Origin of the sequence: Microbacterium sp. CH1 (genome assembly GCF_001595495.1) — a bacterium.
GTDB lineage: Bacteria > Actinomycetota > Actinomycetes > Actinomycetales > Microbacteriaceae > Microbacterium.
Genome location: NZ_LOSO01000011.1, coordinates 649,871 through 666,027 on the forward strand (window position 1 = coordinate 649,871; position 16,157 = coordinate 666,027).

General features: G+C 71.0%; 16 protein-coding genes. 6 read left to right on the plus strand and 10 right to left on the minus strand.

Features of this window, described 5'->3' with window-relative positions; all coding sequences use genetic code 11:
* Position 1: 1 nt before the first annotated feature.
* The gene (locus AUV07_RS06530) at positions 2-679 is read left to right on the plus strand and encodes an alpha/beta hydrolase (protein WP_062634734.1); all 678 of its coding nucleotides are present in this window, start codon (positions 2-4) and stop codon (positions 677-679) included.
* Positions 680-791: 112 nt separating this feature from the next.
* Here the strand turns inward: AUV07_RS06530 and smc are convergent, their stop codons facing one another.
* The gene (gene smc, locus AUV07_RS06535; RefSeq protein WP_062634736.1) at positions 792-4,337 is read right to left on the minus strand and encodes a chromosome segregation protein SMC; all 3,546 of its coding nucleotides are present in this window, start codon (positions 4,335-4,337) and stop codon (positions 792-794) included.
* A 521-nt stretch (positions 4,338-4,858) separates the two neighbouring features.
* Here smc and AUV07_RS06540 point away from each other — a divergent pair.
* The 4 genes from AUV07_RS06540 (at position 4,859) to AUV07_RS06555 (ending at position 8,443) form a co-directional block, all read left to right on the plus strand.
* Positions 4,859-5,143 carry a hypothetical protein gene (locus tag AUV07_RS06540; RefSeq protein WP_062634738.1) on the plus strand — a complete coding sequence of 95 codons (285 nt, stop codon included), beginning with the start codon at positions 4,859-4,861 and terminating at the stop codon, positions 5,141-5,143.
* 109 nt (positions 5,144-5,252) lie between these two features.
* Positions 5,253-6,332, plus strand: a complete 1,080-nt coding sequence (locus AUV07_RS06545; RefSeq protein ID WP_062634740.1) for a GNAT family N-acetyltransferase — start codon at positions 5,253-5,255, stop codon at positions 6,330-6,332.
* Between the two features lie 99 nt (positions 6,333-6,431).
* Positions 6,432-7,127, plus strand: a complete 696-nt coding sequence (locus tag AUV07_RS06550) for an ABC transporter ATP-binding protein (protein WP_062634742.1) — start codon at positions 6,432-6,434, stop codon at positions 7,125-7,127.
* Positions 7,124-8,443, plus strand: a complete 1,320-nt coding sequence (locus AUV07_RS06555; protein WP_062634744.1) for an FtsX-like permease family protein — start codon at positions 7,124-7,126, stop codon at positions 8,441-8,443. Before AUV07_RS06550 ends, AUV07_RS06555 begins: the two co-directional genes overlap by 4 nt.
* A gap of 210 nt (positions 8,444-8,653) precedes the next feature.
* Here the strand turns inward: AUV07_RS06555 and AUV07_RS06560 are convergent, their stop codons facing one another.
* The 8 genes from AUV07_RS06560 to AUV07_RS06595 form a co-directional block, all read right to left on the minus strand.
* A complete protein-coding gene (locus AUV07_RS06560; protein ID WP_231868207.1) occupies positions 8,654-8,962 on the minus strand; it encodes a helix-turn-helix domain-containing protein in 309 nt (102 codons plus the stop codon).
* A gap of 2 nt (positions 8,963-8,964) precedes the next feature.
* Complete coding sequence (locus AUV07_RS06565) at positions 8,965-9,342, minus strand: type II toxin-antitoxin system RelE/ParE family toxin (RefSeq protein ID WP_062634746.1); 378 nt, start codon at positions 9,340-9,342, stop codon at positions 8,965-8,967.
* Between the two features lie 63 nt (positions 9,343-9,405).
* Positions 9,406-10,269, minus strand: a complete 864-nt coding sequence (gene mutM, locus AUV07_RS06570) for a bifunctional DNA-formamidopyrimidine glycosylase/DNA-(apurinic or apyrimidinic site) lyase (protein WP_062634748.1) — start codon at positions 10,267-10,269, stop codon at positions 9,406-9,408.
* Positions 10,262-10,954 carry a ribonuclease III gene (rnc, locus tag AUV07_RS06575; RefSeq protein ID WP_060923098.1) on the minus strand — a complete coding sequence of 231 codons (693 nt, stop codon included), beginning with the start codon at positions 10,952-10,954 and terminating at the stop codon, positions 10,262-10,264. The genes mutM and rnc overlap by 8 nt, the downstream gene beginning before the upstream one ends.
* Before the next feature lie 10 nt (positions 10,955-10,964).
* Positions 10,965-11,174, minus strand: coding sequence for a 50S ribosomal protein L32 (rpmF, locus tag AUV07_RS06580; RefSeq protein ID WP_013586329.1), 210 nt, complete (start codon positions 11,172-11,174; stop codon positions 10,965-10,967).
* A gap of 2 nt (positions 11,175-11,176) precedes the next feature.
* Positions 11,177-11,671, minus strand: coding sequence for a YceD family protein (locus AUV07_RS06585; RefSeq protein ID WP_025103319.1), 495 nt, complete (start codon positions 11,669-11,671; stop codon positions 11,177-11,179).
* 136 nt (positions 11,672-11,807) lie between these two features.
* Positions 11,808-12,305, minus strand: coding sequence for a pantetheine-phosphate adenylyltransferase (gene coaD, locus AUV07_RS06590; protein WP_062634750.1), 498 nt, complete (start codon positions 12,303-12,305; stop codon positions 11,808-11,810).
* A 31-nt stretch (positions 12,306-12,336) separates the two neighbouring features.
* The gene (locus tag AUV07_RS06595; RefSeq protein ID WP_062634751.1) at positions 12,337-14,511 is read right to left on the minus strand and encodes an ATP-dependent DNA helicase RecG; all 2,175 of its coding nucleotides are present in this window, start codon (positions 14,509-14,511) and stop codon (positions 12,337-12,339) included.
* Between the two features lie 60 nt (positions 14,512-14,571).
* Here AUV07_RS06595 and rsmD point away from each other — a divergent pair, with 60 nt between their 5' ends.
* Positions 14,572-15,186 (plus strand): 16S rRNA (guanine(966)-N(2))-methyltransferase RsmD, encoded by a 615-nt coding sequence (gene rsmD / locus AUV07_RS06600; RefSeq protein WP_062634753.1) that lies wholly within the window; start codon positions 14,572-14,574, stop codon positions 15,184-15,186.
* Here rsmD and thiL read toward each other — a convergent pair.
* On the minus strand, positions 15,156-16,151 hold the full coding sequence (gene thiL / locus AUV07_RS06605; RefSeq protein WP_062634755.1) for a thiamine-phosphate kinase: 996 nt from the start codon (positions 16,149-16,151) through the stop codon (positions 15,156-15,158). The genes rsmD and thiL overlap by 31 nt on opposite strands.
* Between the last annotated feature and the right edge of the window lie 6 nt (positions 16,152-16,157).

The window sequence follows — 16,157 nt, forward strand, 5'->3', positions numbered from 1 at the left end:
GATGCACCGCGCGCCGCTCCCGCACCGGGCGTTCCTCCATGGCGCCGGGAGGCGCGGCACGGCCGCATGGCCCTCGCAGGATCCGGAGTCGGGGACCTTCCTCAGCTTCCCGCCGGAGTCGTCCGTCGAAGCGCAGGCGGGCGCTCTCGTCGAGGGAGAACGTGACCGGACGCCGCTCCTGTTCGCCCACTCCATCGGCGCGGTGACCGCGGTCCGCGCCGTCACCGACGGCCTGCGGGTGTTCGGCCTCGTCCTCGTCGAGCCCGCCCTGTACGACATCGCTCGCGGTGACGCGCCGATCGAGCGGCATATCGCCGTGGTCACGGAGGCGCGATCACGCGCGGCCGAGGACGACCTCTACGGCTTCTGGTCGATCCTGCGTCCGCTCATGTTCGGCGGCCCGCTGGACCGCGAGTCCTGGCCGGACGAACGCGCGGTCGCGGAGCACTGGGCGGCCGCGAATCTCCCCTGGGGACACGGCATCCGGGAGCATACTCTCGCCGGGGTGCCGACCCTCGTGGTCACCGGCGGCTGGAACGAGGAGTATGAGCTCATCGCCCGACGGCTCGTCGATGTCGGAGCCGACCACATCGTCCTCTCCGGTTTCGCTCACCGCCCCCAGGACCACCCCGGCTTCCCCGCCGCCGTCACCGCATTCGAACAGTCCCTCACGATGTGACCTTCCCCGGGGTCGTCCGAGCACAGCTTCGGAGACCGCGGGCGACACGCCGGATCCGACCGTCGACACGCCAGGTGGGGGCCACGATCTCCGCAGCTGTGCCCGCGACGAGTCAGACGGCGGCGGCGGCGCGGTCGCCGACGCGCTGACCGACCACCGCGGAGACGCCGTCCTGGCGCATGGACACGCCGTAGAGGGCGTCGGCGATCTCCATCGTCCGCTTCTGGTGCGTGATGACGAGGAGCTGGGAACTCTCGCGCAGCTGCTCGAACACCGTGAGGAGCCGGCCGAGGTTCGCGTCGTCCAGGGCGGCCTCGACCTCGTCGAGGATGTAGAACGGGCTGGGGCGCGCCTTGAAGATCGCCACCAGGAGCGCCACCGCGGCCAGAGACCGCTCACCCCCGGACAGCAGCGACAGCCGCTCGATCTTCTTCCCGACGGGACGGACCGAGACCTCGATCCCCGTCGTCAGCATGTTCTCCGGATCGGTCAGCGAGATGCTGCCCGTGCCGCCGGGGAACAGCAGCGGGAAGACCTGACCGAACGCCTCCTTGGTGTCCTCGAACGCGCTGGCGAAGATCGTCTGCATGCGCTCGTCGAGGTCGGCGATGATCGTCAAGAGGTCCTGCCGGGTCTGCGTCAGGTCCGCGAGCTGCGTGGTGAGGAAGGCGTGGCGCTGCTCCAGGGCGGCGAACTCCTCCAGCGCGAGCGGGTTGACCCGCCCGAGTTGGGCGAGCTTCCGCTCCGCGTCCGCGAGACGCCGTTGCTGGATGCGTCGGTCGAACGGGATCGCGGTGTCGTCGAGCAGTTCGCCGTCGGCCAGCTCCGTCCCGGGATCCCGCGGCACGAGCTGATCAGGACCGTACTCGGCGACGAGCACGTCCTCGTCCAGCGAGAGCTCCGAGGACACGCGCTCCAACAGGCTGTTCAGGTGGAGCTTCTTCTCGTGGATCTGCAGCTCCAGGCCGTGCACGCTCTCCGTGAGCCCGGCCAGACGCTCCCGCAGCGACGACTCCTGGGTGCGCAGGGCGACCAGTTCCTCGTTCTGCGCCGACCGCGCGGCTTCCGCCTCCGCCAGGGCGACGCGGGCCTCGGTGACCGAGCGGTCGAGGGAGTCGAGGATGCGCGGCAGCTCGTCCACGACTCCGGACGCCGCCTCGCGCTGCGCCCGGCGGATGACAGCGCGGCGGGCGGCCTCCGCCGCGGCGTCCCGCTCCTGCTCGCGCTGCCGTTCCAGCGCTGTCACCCGCGACTGCGCCGCCCGGACCCGCTCGCGCAGGGTCTCGACCTCCAGGCGAGCACGGACCTCGCCCTCGCGGGCCCGCTCCAGCGCCTCGAGCAGTCCATCGCGCGCCGAGGCGTCGAGCACCGGACGCGGCGCGGCGACCGCGGCGTCGAGCTCCGCCTTCGCGGCCTCCGCCTTCGCCTCCGCGTCCGCCACGGCGGCCTGCGCCTGGGCGAGGCCGGTCTCGAGACGGTCGCATTCGGCGACCGCGGCCTCATGGCGCACTGTCACCTTGTTGACCTGCTCCGCATGCGTCGCGAGGGCGGCGTCGTGCTCGCGAAGGGCGCGCAGCGCGTCCTTCGCCTGCCGCCGCGTCTCTTCCACGGCCTCGTCGGCGTCAATGCGCGCCTCGCGCAGGGAATCGACGACGATCTGGATCTCGGTGAGCCGCTCGGTCGCGGCATCGCGCTCGGCCGCGAGTTCGAGGCGAGATCGCTCCCCTCCGGAGCCGGTCCGCAGCGTCTGGGCGGTGATGACGTCGCCCCTGGTCGTCACGATCGTGGTCGCGGTGTCACCTGCCGCATCCAGAGCGCTCCGTGCGGCCCGCGCCGCATCAAGGTCGTCGGCGATGAGCACATGCGCCAGTATCCCGAGAACGCCGTCCGGCGCGGTCACCGTCTCGGTCGCGGCGATCACGCCGTCGACGGCCGGGTGCGACGCCCGCTCCCTCGGGGCCTCGGCGACCACGAAGTCGACCACCCCACGGCGGCGCTCCGCAGCCTCCGCCGCCAGGATGAACGCATCCTCCGCGGAACCGACCAGCACGCCCTCGGCCAGGGGACCGAGCACCGCCGCGATCGCGGCTTCGTATCCCGCCCGCACCTGCACGGCATCGCCGACGAGACCGCGGATTCCGGGGCCGCCCTCCGCGACGATCTCGGCGGCACCTCCCGACAGCGACAGCGCACTGCTCAACGCGGCGGCCTTCGCCGTGAGGGCGTCGACCTCGCGCTCCGCGGCGTGCAGGCGCTCGCGAAGGCTCTCCCGTTCCGCCTCCGCCGCCGTCGCCGCACGCTGGGCGCTCTCGTAGGCGGCGGCATACTCGACGGCCGTGCCCTCGGGAGCTTCCGCGTCGTCGATCGCCTCCAGGGCCTCTTCGGCCTCGCGCCGCCGGGCGTGCGCTGCTTCGAGGGCGTTCTCCTGACGGAGCACCGCACCACGGACGGCGGCCAGTGCGGACGCGGCCGCATCGGCGTTCCCGCGGAGCGAGGAGAGCCGCATGTCGTACTCGGAGACGAGCGCGCTCTGCTCCGCGATGTCGACGTCGAGCGTGTCGAGCTCGGCACGAGCGTTCACGACCTCGCGGCTGGCGGCGGCCGCGGCGTCCTGAGCGTCGCCGAGGCCGGAGGAGATCGTCTCGATGTCCTCCTTCGCCTCGTCGATGGTCGCCTGCGTGACGGTCACCGCGGTCACGGCCGCGTCGTCCTCCTCGGACCCGAGGAGCGCGAGGCGCTGGTTGGCGAGCGTGTACAGCCCGCGCATCCGCTCCTGCACCTGTTCGAGGCCGAACGCGACGCTGCGTGCCTCGTCGACCGCGATCGAGTTCTGGTTCTTCTCCAGCCGAGCGATCCCGGCGCGCACCGTCTCGGCCTGGTCGGACAGCACGAGACGCTCGGTGTGCCGCTCCTGCTCGGTCCGGGTGTGGTCCGCGAGGGCTGTGCGCAGCGCCACGACGTCGTCGGCGAACAGGCGGGCCTTGGCATCGCGCACGACGGCGGCGATGGTCTGCGCCTCACGCGCGATCTCCGCCTGGCGCCCGAGGGGCTTGAGCTGTCGGCGGATCTCCCCGGCGAGGTCGCTCAGACGCGTGAGGTTGGCCTCCATCGCGTCGAGCTTGCGCAGCGTCTTCTCCTTGCGACGACGGTGCTTGAGGATGCCGGCCGCCTCCTCGATGAAGCCGCGGCGATCCTCCGCCGAGGCCTGGAGCACGGTGTCAAGCCGACCCTGACCCACGATGACGTGCATCTCCCGGCCCAGGCCGGAGTCGCTGAGCAGCTCCTGCACATCGAGCAGACGGCAGCTCTCGCCGTTGATGGCGTACTCGCTGGAGCCGTTGCGGAAGAGCGTGCGGCTGATGGTGACCTCGGCGTACTCGATCGGCAGCGCGCCGTCGGCATTGTCGATCGTGAGCTGCACCTCGGCGCGCCCGAGGGGACCACGGGTCGAGGTGCCGGCGAAGATGACGTCTTCCATCTTCCCGCCGCGGAGCGTCTTCGCCCCCTGCTCCCCCATCACCCACGCGAGGGCGTCGACGACATTCGACTTGCCGGAGCCGTTCGGTCCGACGATGCACGTGACGCCGGGCTCGAACACGAAGGTCGTGGGCTGCGCGAACGACTTGAATCCCTTGAGCGTCAGGCTCTTCAGATGCATGGGGCGACCGCTCGTCCGGGGAGATTCACGCCGCTACGCTACCGGAATCCCGCGGAACGGCCGGTATCCCGCGCGGTCGTCGCGGCCCCCGCCTCCACCGCGACACGCCGGTGCTACCACGAAATGCTTGACGATCTCCTGAGAGTTTCGCTACGGTGGCCTCCGGATCGCCACACGAAAGGAGGTTACCGATGATGATCACTCAGCACACCGCAGAGGTCTTTGGCCTCGCCGCGCCCGCGCACTCCGCGCCGCGCCTCGCGGCATCGGTGACCGCCGGCGTCCGTCACGGCTCGCTCGGCTAGAACCGCAGCCTGGGAACGCAGGCCCGATCCGGGTCTTCTCCCGCCTGTTCTGTCGCGTCCCACCCTCTGATCCCCTCGGATCATGGATCCCCGCCGCCTCCGGCCTCCGCATTCCGCGGCTCCGCAGGCGCTGCTCTCGTCCGCACCCGCCGCGGCCGACGACTCGGTCCTGACGTGGTGCTTCCGCACCCATCCACCCCTTTCGAAGGAACCATCGTGAACATCACGCTGTCACGCAGCACCACCCATCCGCCCGATACCGAGGACCGCGAGGTCCTCCAGATCCCCCGCGACGACGAGCTCCGTGAGCTCGGCATCGCGGACCGCTTCTCGCTCCGGCTCGGCCTCTGGCTGTTCCAGCGGGCGCAGCGGCCCCGTCGTCCGCGCCGGTCGTGGACCGTCGATCCCGGCGACCTGTTCCTCGTCGGAGAGCAGCGTCACCGCTCGGCCGCGGAGTCGCACGCCCTCCTCATGTACGACATGCAGCGCGGGATGCGCTGACCGGGCGATGACGACCGCAGCGACGCCGGCCCGGCGTCCGTCCGCACACCCGCGGACGGGCGCCGGGACAGCCGGCACCTCCTCCTCCCTCCGACACGAAGGACCTGACATGACGACCGCCGCACTGACGATCACGCCGTTGATCGTCCCGGCCACCCTCGACGAAGCGAACGCCGCGGACTTCCGCGCGTACGGCGCCCTGAACCGACAGATCTGCGACGAGCAGGTCGGTCTCCCCGAGCTCGCCCCGGACGCCGCGCAGATGCTGCCGGACTGGCAGGACGACTCCGATTCGCTGGACCTCGGATTCGTCGCCCGCGAAGGAGATGAGATCGTCGGCATGGTGACCGTCTCCTTCGCGCAGGAGTCCGATGCGAACGCCGCGGAGATCGATCTCCTCGTCCCGGCCGCGCACTGGGGGCGAGGCATCGAGGAGGCGCTGCTCGACCGAGCCGAAGCCGAGGGGCGGACGCGGGGACGGAGCGTTCTCCAGATGTGGACCCTGCATCGGCCCGAAGAGGGGGAGCGCATGCTCATGCCGCGGACCGGATGGGGACGGATTCCGGCTACTGCCGAGAGCGATCTCGTCGCCAGCTACGGCTACACGCTCGAGCAGGTCGAGCGGAACAGCGAGTTCGACCTGCGCCGCGATACCGAACCGCTACGCGACGCCCTGCGCGCGGCTCTCGATGCGGCAGGACCGGACTATCGCATCGTCGAATGGCTCCTCCCCACTCCCCCGGAACTGCGCGACGGCTATGCGGCCGTCCTCGCTCGTCTGTCGACCGACGCCCCGAGCGGCGACATGGACTTCGTGGCCGAGGTCTGGGATGCCGACCGCGTCATCCGTCGTGACGCACGGCTGACCGGGGCCGGGCAGACCGTGTCCGTCGTGGCGGTGGAGCACGTTCCGTCCGCGACGCTCGTGGCCTACAACGAGCTGCTGATCGGCGCCGATCGGTCCGGCACGACGCACCAGTTCGGCACCTTGGTGTCGAAGAACCATCGCGGTCACCGGCTCGGCACGATCGTCAAGTGCGCGAATCTGCTGCGCTGGCGGGAGCTCGTTCCGGAGTCTCCCGTCGTCTCGACCTACAATGCGGAGGAGAACCGGCCGATGCTCGACATCAACGAAGCGATCGGCTTCGTGCCCGTGTCGTACGCAGGGGCGTGGCAGAAGAAGATCTGACGACGAGCGGCGGCCGTCATCCTCCCGGATGACGGCTGCCGCTCAGCTTCATCCGCCGGGCCGACGACACCGGCACGGCCTCACGGCGAGGCTGGGAACATGAACACTCCCGTGATCGAAGCCCACGCCCTCGTCAAGACCTACGGCGTCACCCACGCCCTCGCCGGTGTCGACCTCGCGGTGCACCGCGGCGAGTCCGTCGCCATCATGGGCGCGTCGGGCTCGGGGAAGACGACGCTCCTGCATGTGCTGGCGGGAATCACCGCACCGGACAGCGGCCGCGTGGTCTTCCATCCCTCAACCGGCACGGCCATCGACGTGACCGCGCTGGGTGAGGCGGCGCGCTCCCGCCTGCGTCGCGAGCGCTTCGGGTTCGTCTTCCAGCAGGGACTGCTGATCCCCGAGCTGACGGCGGTGGAGAACGTCGCCCTCGCCTCGATGATCAACGGCGTCGCCAAGAAGGACGCCCTCCCCCATGCGGCGTCGTGGCTCGCGGCACTGGGCCTCCGCGGCATGGAGGAACGGCGCATCGGCGAGCTGTCGGGAGGACAGGCGCAGCGTGTGGCCATCGCCAGAGCCCAGGCGACGGGTGCGGACCTCGTCTTCGCCGACGAGCCGACCGGCGCTCTGGATTCGCACACCTCCGCCGAGGTCATGGACGCTCTCCTCTGGTCCACGACCGGGCAGGGCCGCACCCTCATCGTCGTCACGCACGACGCCGACGTCGCCGCACGCTGCACGCGCACCGTCGCCGTCCGGGACGGTCGCATCCTCGGCTCGGCGGTGAACGCATGAATCTCTCCGTCCTCGGCCTGCTCCTGCGTCCGGCTCCCGGACAGCGCAGCGTCCTTGCGCTCCCGATCGTCGCCTTCGCGGTGGTCACGACCCTCGTCCTCACCGTCGTCGGCGGGGCCCAGGCCTTCTGGACCTGGACCGACGACGAGGCTGTTCTCTACCAGGGCCTCGCCGCCATCGCTCTCGTCCTGCTTGTCGTGCCGCTGACCTCGCTCGGCGGCGCCGCCGCCCGGTTGTCCGCGCGGCGCCGCGACGAACGGCTATCCACGCTGCGGCTGCTCGGGGTGACCCCGGGTGGTGTGACGACGGCCACGGTGGTCGAGTCGGTCCTCGTCGCCGCCGCCGGCGCCGTCATCGGTATCGGGGGTCACCTGGCCCTGAGTCCGCTCATCGGTCTGATACCGTTCCGCGGCGAGCCGCTCGGCCTGGCCGCGGTCGTTCTCTCCCCGGTGATGATCGCCGCCGTCGTGGGCGGCGTCCTGCTGCTCGCCGCGGGAAGCGCCGTCGTGGGGCTGCGTCGCGTCGTGATCTCGCCGCTCGGCGTCCGCACGCGCACGGCGCCGACGAGCGTGCACTGGATCCGCGCCGTCATCGCGGTCGCGGGCATCGCCATCGCGTTCGTGCTCATCAAGGTCTTCCCGATGATCGGCGGGGTCGTGGCGACGATCGCCGTGCTCGCCGCGATGTTCGCGCTCGCGCTGAGCGTCCTCAATCTGCTCGGTCCGTGGGTGCTGAAGGTCTCGGCGGGGCGCCAGCTCCGGCGGGCGGAGCGCCCGGAGCGGCTGCTCGCCGCTCGCCTCGTTCTCGACTCTCCGAAAGCAGCCTGGCGTCAGGTCGGCGGCATCGCGATGGCGAGCTTCATGGCCGTCTTCGCGGGCACCGGCGTCGCGCTCCTCGACACGATCGGGGCGAGCGACGATCCCTCCAGCATCGCGCTCGCGGAGGACATCCGCACCGGGCTCATCATCACCCTCATCGGCTCGTTCCTCATGGTGGCCGCCTCCGTCGGCGTGAATCAGGCCTCGGACGTGCTCGACAAGAGCGACCTGCACGAGAGCCTGCACCACCTGGGCATGCCCGTCGAGACCGTGGACCGCGCGCGTCGTCGCGCGATCATGTCGCCGCTGCTGGTGACGGCGGTGGGATCCGCGCTGTGCGCTGCCGTGCTCGTGTTCCCGCTGGTGGGCATCGCGCTGATCATCGCACCTCTCTCGCTGATGACGATCGCGACCGTCGTCGCCGTCGGCATCGGAGTCGTCTGGGCGAGCACCTGGGCGACGCGTCCGCTGCTGGATCGCGCGTTCGCCCCCGCGTGAGACGGTGGCGGGCCGGGCGCGTCCGGCCCGCCACCGGCGCTGTGTCACGGGCGGATGAGGATAGGTGTCGCAACTCCAGCGAGTCGGAAGCCGTGCCGGGACCGCGGCCCTCTCCTGGAGGCGTCGGCGCCCCGACGAGCTCGGGTCTTCAATGACGATGCGGGGTTGCGGGTGACGACGTGCCGCCTTAGCGAGCACGCATTCGACAGATCAAGCGACCTGCAGCCGGCTATCGCCGGCGACGTACTCGACGACGAGGTCTCCGCCGACAGCTTCGATGTACTTCCGGACCGTGCCGATGCGCGCGCTGTCGAGATCGCCGTTCTCGATCTTCGAGACCTGACGCTGACCAACGCCGATGCGCTCGGCGAGCTGAGCTTGGCTGAGTCCGAGTCGCTCACGGAGTTCACGCAGCCGGTACGCCCGCACCTCGCCCAGCATCCGCTCCTTATGCGCGTCGACACGTGGACGGTTCGCAGGACGCCTCTCGAGCAGCTGGTCCGGGGTGAGAGCCATCATGATCACTTCCTCTTAGCCTTGTCGTTCTCTGTCTTCGTCCTCAGCCAGGCAAGATGCTCGGTGAATCTAGCGTCTGCGATCGGGATGTTCTCCCGGTACCACTTTTTCCAGTTGCCGGCCTTGTCACCGGCGACCAGCATGATCGCCTGCCGCTGGGGATCGAAGGCGAATAGCATCCGAAGTTCCGATTTGCCGGACGAGCCCGGACGAAGCTCCTTCATGTTCTTGTACGAAGACCCCCTCACCGTGTCGACGATGGGGCGTCCCAGCTGGGGACCGTTTTCCTGGAGGAGCTCGATGGCAGCGATGAGCTGATCGTAGGTGTCGTCATCCAGACTCATCAGCCAAGCCTCGATCAGCCCAAGATCGACGGTCCACATGCCTCACAGTCTAGACCTTGCATGGTCTAAGGGCAACGGCAGCTCGCTGCGTATGAGCCCCGGTCAGCGCCTCCGCTGGCAGCGCGGGCAGAAGTGCGAGGAGCGGTTCATGAACGCGGCGCGGGTGATCGGCGTGCCGCAGCGCGGACAGGGCTTCCCCCCGCGACCGTAGGCGTTCAGGGAGTGCGCGAAGTAACCGGCCTGCCCGTTGACGTTGACGTACTGGGCGTCGAAGCTCGTGCCGCCCTCGGCGAGAGCCTTCTGCAGGACCGATCGCACTTCCGCGAGCAGGCGATTCACGGCTCGGGTCGGCAGAGCGTCGGCCGGTGTCTCCGGATGGATGCGGGCCGCCCACAGCGACTCGTCGGCGTAGATGTTGCCGATCCCGCTCACCACGCCCTGGTCCAGCAGCACCCGCTTGATCGCGCTGTGCCGCCGGGCGAGAGCGGCCCGGAAGACCCGGTCGTCGAAGAACGGGTCGAGCGGGTCGCGTGCGATGTGCGCGACCTGTGTCGGGATGCGGGAGGGGCCGTCGGCGATGAGAGCGTCGACGGCAAGGGAGCCGAACGTCCGCTGATCCGCGAACACGATCGCGAGCTCGCCGTGTCGGGGATGCTCGATCCCGAAACGGACACGCTCGTGGCGCTCGGTCGGCGCGTCCGGCGCGCGGAGCAGCATCTGGCCGCTCATGCCCAGATGCGCGATCAGAGCGGAGTCGCCATCGTCCACGGGGAGCCAGAGGAACTTGCCGCGCCGCGCGGCCGCGGTGAAGCGGCGACCCTCCAGACGCTGGACGAAGTCCGCAGCTCCGGCGGTATGCCGGGTGAGGGCGCGTTCGTCGAAGACGCTGACGCCCGTGATGACGGCGTCCACGGCAGCCGGTGCGAGGCCGGCGCGGACGACCTCGACCTCGGGGAGCTCAGGCACGCTCGCTGAGCGTGCGCCAGGCGCTGAGGGCCGCCGCCATCTCGGCCGTCTTCTTGCTGCTGCCGGCGCCCGTCATCCGCACGTCGCCGACGGCGACGGTCGCTGTGAAGCGCCGGTCGTGGTCGGGGCCGCTGGCCTCGACCGAGTACTGCGGCGGCGTGGCGCCGAGGCGGGCCGCGAGCTCCTGCAGGCTCGTCTTCGGGTCCATCGCCGCGCCGTACCGCTCGGGGTCGGCGAGCAGCGGCTCGGTCAGACGTAGGACGAGCGCCGTCGCGGCCTCGGGCCCGGCGGACAGGTAGGTGGCGCCGATGACGGCCTCCATGGTGTCCGCGAGGATCGAGTCCTTGTCCCGCCCACCGGTCTGCTCCTCACCGCGCCCGAGGAGCAGGTGGCTGCCGAGATCGATGCCGCGAGCGACCTCCGCCAGGGCGACTGTCGACACGACGCTCGCCCGGCGCTTCGCCAGCTCCCCCTCGTCGAGCTCGGGGTGCCGCGTGAACAGCATGACGGTCACGGCCTGACCCAGCACCGAGTCGCCGAGGAACTCGAGACGCTCGTTGTGCGGGATGCCGCCGTGCTCGTACGCATAGGAGCGGTGGGTGAGGGCCAACTCCAGAAGCTCCGCGTCGATATCGACGCGGAGCTTATCTGGGAGAGGCCTCGTCCCCCCGGGGACCTCCGTCACGGTTCGCGACTCAGACGTCGGCGACCTTGCGGCCCTTGTACTCGAGGAAGAGCTCGGTGCCCTGCGAGTCGGTGACGACCTTCGCCTGGTGCGGACGGCTGTAGACGACCTTGCCGTTCTCGATGGTCTTGACGAGCGCAGGGGCCTCGGCCTTCCACTGCGCGCGGCGCGAGCGGGTGTTCGAACGGGAGACCTTGCGCTTCGGGGGGTTACCAGCCATGACTAGCTCTCTTCTTTCTCGGCGGCACCGCGTTCTGCCGTGCCGTCCTGGTCTGTGATCTGCTGGAGCGCGCTCCACCGAGGATCGATGGGAGCGGCCTGCTCCGTTCCGGTGCTCTCGGTCAGCCTCTCGCCTGTGACCGGGTCGAGCCCGAGGCAATCCGGCTGACACACCGGCTGAAAAGGAAGGGCCAGTACGGCCGCATCCCTGACGAGAGTTTCAAGATCCACGTGGTCGTCTTGAACCTCGAAGTCAGTTTCTTCCTCACCAGGATACGCGAAAAGCTCCTGGAACTCGACTTCGACGGGCCGAGCGATGTCGGTGAGGCATCGACCGCACACGCCGACGTACTCGCCCTCCGCCTCTCCGGTGACGAGGATGCCCTCGTGGACGGACTCCAGCCGCACGTCGAGATCGAGTTCCGAGCCCGCCTCGAAGGAGACGATGCCCTCCCCCCACTGCTCCGTCAGGGGCACCGAGAAGGAGTGCTCGCGCATCTCCCCCGGGCGCCGGACGATGTCACGGACGGGGAGGACGAAAGGGCTGTTGAGTCGGGAACGCACCCCGCCATGCTACCCGGGTCACCGGAGAGGAGGGCCGGGAGACCGCCGGGAACGGGACCGCGATCGGAGATCAGATCCCGCGCGCGCCGGTGTCGAGGAACGAGGCTACGGCCGGCGGGACGAACGGCGAGACGTCGCCCCCGAGGCTGGCGACCTGGCGCACCAGCGAGCTGGAGACCATCGCGTGCGCGGGGTCCGGCAGCAGGAAGACGGTCTCGATGTCGGCGAGGTGCCGGTTGACGATCGCCATGGGCGACTCGTACGCCACGTCGACCTGCGAGCGGATGCCCTTCACGAGGACGCCGGCGTTCACGTCGCGCGCATAGTCGACGAGGAGTCCCATGCTCCAGGAGCCGATGACGATGTTGCCCGCCATGCCGTCCTCGGCGATCGAACGCTCCAGGAGGGAGAGCCGCTGCGCGATCGGCAGCATCGCCTCCTTGCCCGGGTTGTGCACCACGAGCACATGCAGCTCGTCGTAGAGGGCGGCCGCGCGCCGGATCACGTCGAGGTGACCCAGGGTCGGCGGATCGAAGGAACCCGGGACGACGGCGATCCGGCTGCTCATGGAATCCAGCCTAGGGCACCCGGAACGGCGATCAGTTCTTCGCCAGCGCCGCGCGATCCTCGTCGGTGACGCGCCGTCCGATGGCCTCCCGGAGCCCGGGGTGAGCGGCCAACTCGGGGTCGGCGGCGAGGATGTCCTCCGCGAGCTCGCGGGCGCGGGTGATGAGAGCGGCGTCCTTGACGACACGCAACAGTTTGAGGGACGACCGCACTCCGGCCTGCGCCGCGCCGAGCACGTCGCCCTCGCCGCGGAGTTCGAGGTCGACCTCGGCCAGTGCGAAGCCGTCGAGCGTGGCGGCGACCGCATCGACGCGTTCGCGCGCCACCGATCCGGCCTCGGCCTCGGTCACGAGCAGGCAGAGACCCGGGACACCGCCTCGTCCCACCCGACCGCGGAGCTGGTGCAGCTGGGACACTCCGAAACGGTCGGCGTCCAGCACGATCATCGTCGAGGCGTTGGGGACGTCCACGCCCACCTCGATCACGGTCGTCGCGAGGAGGAGGTCGATCTCCCCGCGGGCGAAGGCCTGCATGACGGCGTCCTTCTCCTCCGAGGGCATCTTCCCGTGGAGCACCGCGCGTCGCAGACCGCCGAGGGTCGGATGCGTGGCCAGCGCCTCGTCGAGCTGCACGACACCCCACCGAGGGCCTTTGCCGCTCTCCGGGGCGAGCAGCGCCTGCTCCCCCGCCTCGGCCGTCTTCGCCGCGGTGTCGATGGCCGCGCAGACCGCGAACACCTGCCGGCCCTGCGCGATCTCCTCCGCTGCCCGTTCCCACACCCGGTTGAACCAGCCCGGGTGCTCGGCCAACGGCGCGACGTACGACTCGATGCCGGCGCGCCCCGCCGGCATCGTGCGGATGACCGAGGTGTCGAGGTCGCCGAAGACCGTCATCGCGACCGTCCGCGGGATCGGGGTCGCGGTGAGGACGAGCGCGTGCGGGCTGGACCCCTTCGCCCGCAGCGCCTCCCGCTGCTCGACCCCGAAGCGGTGCTGCTCGTCGACCACGACGAGACCGAGATCGGCGAACGTGGTCTTCTCCCCGAGGAGCGCGTGGGTGCCGACCACGATCAGCGCCTGGCCGGAGGCGACGCGCAGCGCGGCCTTGCGGCGATCCGCCGCCGGCATCTGCCCGGTGAGCAGCGTCGGCATCAGCAGCGGGGCGAGCTGCGGGCCGAGCATCTTCGTGATCGAACGCAGATGCTGCGCCGCGAGGACTTCCGTCGGGGCGATCAGGGCCGCCTGTCCCCCGCTCTCGGCGACCTGCAGCATCGCCCGCAGGGCGACCAGCGTCTTCCCCGAACCGACCTCGCCCTGCACCAGCCGGTTCATCGGCCAGGAGCCGACGAGATCGTCTGCGATCTGGGCGCCGACGGTCTGCTGATCCGGCGTGAGCGTGTAGGGCAGGGCGGCGTCGAAGCGCTCCAGCAGCCCGCCGGGCGCCGCCGGCCGCGAGGTGGCGGCCAGGGCGCGCACCGCGTCGCGCTGCTGGAGGAGGGCCGTCTGGAGCGTGAGCGCCTCGTGCATGCGCAGCGTGCGCACTGCGGGATCGATGTCGTTGCGGGAGCGCGGGCGGTGGATCGCCTCCAGGGCCTCCCGCGCCGTCAGCAGCTCTTCGCGGGTGCGGATCTCCGGGGTCAGCGGGTCGGGGACCGACGACAGGTCGTCGAGGACGCGCCCGACGAGCCGGGCGATCTGCCACGTCTGGATCGCGGAGGTAGCCGGATAGATCGGGATCGGGACCGCCGCCCTCGCATCCGCCCGCCGGCGCGCCGCGTCCTCGTCATCGAACAGCTCGTACTCCGGGTGGGCGAACTGGGTCATGCCGTTGAACTCGCCGACCTTGCCGGAGAACACACCACGGCGCCCGACCGCCAGGTCCTTGGAGCGCCACTCCGCCGCGCCGACGTTCTTCGCGAAGAAGGTCAGCGACATGCGACCGACGCCGTCGCCGATGACGACGTCGACCATGGCCCCCGGTCGATTGCGCATCCGGCGGAAGCTCGACGAGAGGACTTCGGCGACGATCGTGACGGTCTCCCCGATCGGGAGGTCGCGGATGGGGGTGAGCTCCCCCGGGTCGGCGTACCGACGCGGGTAGTGCGCGAGCAGGTCGCCGACGGTCTTCATGCCGAAGGCGCGGTCGAGCGTCTTGGCCGACGCCGCACCGAGGGCCTCCTCGAGCGAGGATTCGAGCGTGAGCGACATGCTCCGAGTCTAGGGAACCGCACGGACACGACCGTCCGCGGCCTGTCGTATCGTGAACGGGTGACGAGGATCATCGCCGGAACGGCACGCGGCACCCGGCTCGACGTCCCCGGCGCCGGGACCAGGCCCACGAGCGACCGCGTGCGCGAATCCCTGTTCGGCGCCCTGGAGTCGCTCGACGCGATCGCGGACGCCCGCGTGCTCGACCTCTACGCGGGCTCGGGAGCGCTCGGGCTCGAGGCCCTGAGCCGCGGCGCTCGGAGCGCCGACCTCGTCGAGCGGGGCCGGCAGGCCGCAGCCGTCGTGCGGCGCAACGCCGCGGCCGTCGCGAAGGCCTCCGGTACCGCGACCGCACGGGTGCAGGAGGCGCCGGTCCGAGCGTTCCTCGGCCGCGCGTCCGGTCCCTACGACCTCGTGTTCACGGATCCGCCGTACGACATCGACGATGAGGCGATGGACGGCGACCTCGCCGCCCTCGCTCCGCTGCTCAGCGACGATGCCGTGGTGGTCGTCGAACGCGCCCGGCGCTCCGCCTCCCCCGACTTCGCGGCGGCCGGGCTCCGGGTGTTCCGGGAGAAGACCTACGGCGACACGACCCTGTGGTGGGCGGAGCCCGGCCCGCAGGACGCCGCGTCGGCGGAGGTTCAGCCCGAGACGGAGTCCCAGTCCCGGTAGGGGTCCCAGCCGCTGACGTCCACGGGACCGTCGTCGCAGAGCAGGTCCTCCTCGCCGCGCGGACGCACGACGCCGATCGCACGGAAGCCCGGCGGCAGCACGCCGTCGGGGAACGTCGCGAGCAGCGCATGGTCCTCGCCGCCCGCGAGCGCCCGCTGCGGACTCGCGCCGAGCGCGGCGCCGTCCAGCGCGAGGGTGACGCCGGAGGCCTCCGCGAGGCGCCGCGCATCGAGGGCGAGGCCGTCCGAGACGTCCATCATCGCGGTCGCGCCGGCCGCGGCCGCGACGACGCCGAGCCCGATGGGCGGCGACGGCCGCAGCTGCGCGGCGACCGCAGCGCTCTCCCCGGGTGCGAGAGCTGCGGGATCGACCGGGACCGGGGTCTCGCCGTCTCGGAAGCGTCCGAACAGCACGGCCAGCCCGTGTGCGGCGTGACCCAGTTCTCCGGCGACGGCGACGACATCGCCCGGCCGTGCCCCCGTCCTGGTCACCGGGGGGCGGCCTTCGAGGTCGCCCAGAGCCGTGACAGCGACCGTGAGCACCTCGGACACCGTGAGATCCCCGCCGACCACCGCGCACCCGGGGGCGAGCGCCGCGCAGGCGTCGCGGAAGCCGTCGGCCAGGCGCTCCACGAAGGACAGCCGGAGGTCGCGCGGCACCGCCAGAGCCACGAGCAGTGCGGTCGGGCGTGCGCCCATCGCGGCGATGTCGGCGAGGTTGACCGCCGCCGCCTTCCAGCCGAGGTCGTACCCGCTCGTCCAGGCGAGCCGGAAGTCGGGCCCGTGCACGAGCGTGTCCGTCGTCGCGACGACCGATGCCGAGGGGGCGGCGATCACGGCGGCATCGTCCCCGGGACCGAGGAGCGTGTGCGCGCCCGGCGCGGTGCGCTGGAGGATGGCGCGGAGGATGCGACCCTCCGAGAGATCTCCCAGGCGCGGATCATCGGAGTCGGGTCGGGAGGGCATGTCGTC

What these genes read in the sequence shown, in the direction of transcription:
- smc (WP_062634736.1), bottom strand. Translation starts at nt 4,337, where the DNA reads ATGCATCTGAAGAGCCTGACGCTCAAGGGATTCAAGTCGTTCGCGCAG.
- AUV07_RS06530 (WP_062634734.1), top strand. Translation starts at nt 2, where the DNA reads ATGCACCGCGCGCCGCTCCCGCACCGGGCGTTCCTCCATGGCGCCGGG.
- coaD (WP_062634750.1), bottom strand. Translation starts at nt 12,305, where the DNA reads ATGAGCAGCCGGATCGCCGTCGTCCCGGGTTCCTTCGATCCGCCGACC.
- AUV07_RS06555 (WP_062634744.1), top strand. Translation starts at nt 7,124, where the DNA reads ATGAATCTCTCCGTCCTCGGCCTGCTCCTGCGTCCGGCTCCCGGACAG.
- rpmF (WP_013586329.1), bottom strand. Translation starts at nt 11,174, where the DNA reads ATGGCTGGTAACCCCCCGAAGCGCAAGGTCTCCCGTTCGAACACCCGC.
- AUV07_RS06550 (WP_062634742.1), top strand. Translation starts at nt 6,432, where the DNA reads ATGAACACTCCCGTGATCGAAGCCCACGCCCTCGTCAAGACCTACGGC.
- AUV07_RS06595 (WP_062634751.1), bottom strand. Translation starts at nt 14,511, where the DNA reads ATGTCGCTCACGCTCGAATCCTCGCTCGAGGAGGCCCTCGGTGCGGCG.
- thiL (WP_062634755.1), bottom strand. Translation starts at nt 16,151, where the DNA reads ATGCCCTCCCGACCCGACTCCGATGATCCGCGCCTGGGAGATCTCTCG.
- AUV07_RS06545 (WP_062634740.1), top strand. Translation starts at nt 5,253, where the DNA reads ATGACGACCGCCGCACTGACGATCACGCCGTTGATCGTCCCGGCCACC.
- AUV07_RS06560 (WP_231868207.1), bottom strand. Translation starts at nt 8,962, where the DNA reads ATGATGGCTCTCACCCCGGACCAGCTGCTCGAGAGGCGTCCTGCGAAC.
- AUV07_RS06585 (WP_025103319.1), bottom strand. Translation starts at nt 11,671, where the DNA reads ATGCGCGAGCACTCCTTCTCGGTGCCCCTGACGGAGCAGTGGGGGGAG.
- AUV07_RS06565 (WP_062634746.1), bottom strand. Translation starts at nt 9,342, where the DNA reads ATGTGGACCGTCGATCTTGGGCTGATCGAGGCTTGGCTGATGAGTCTG.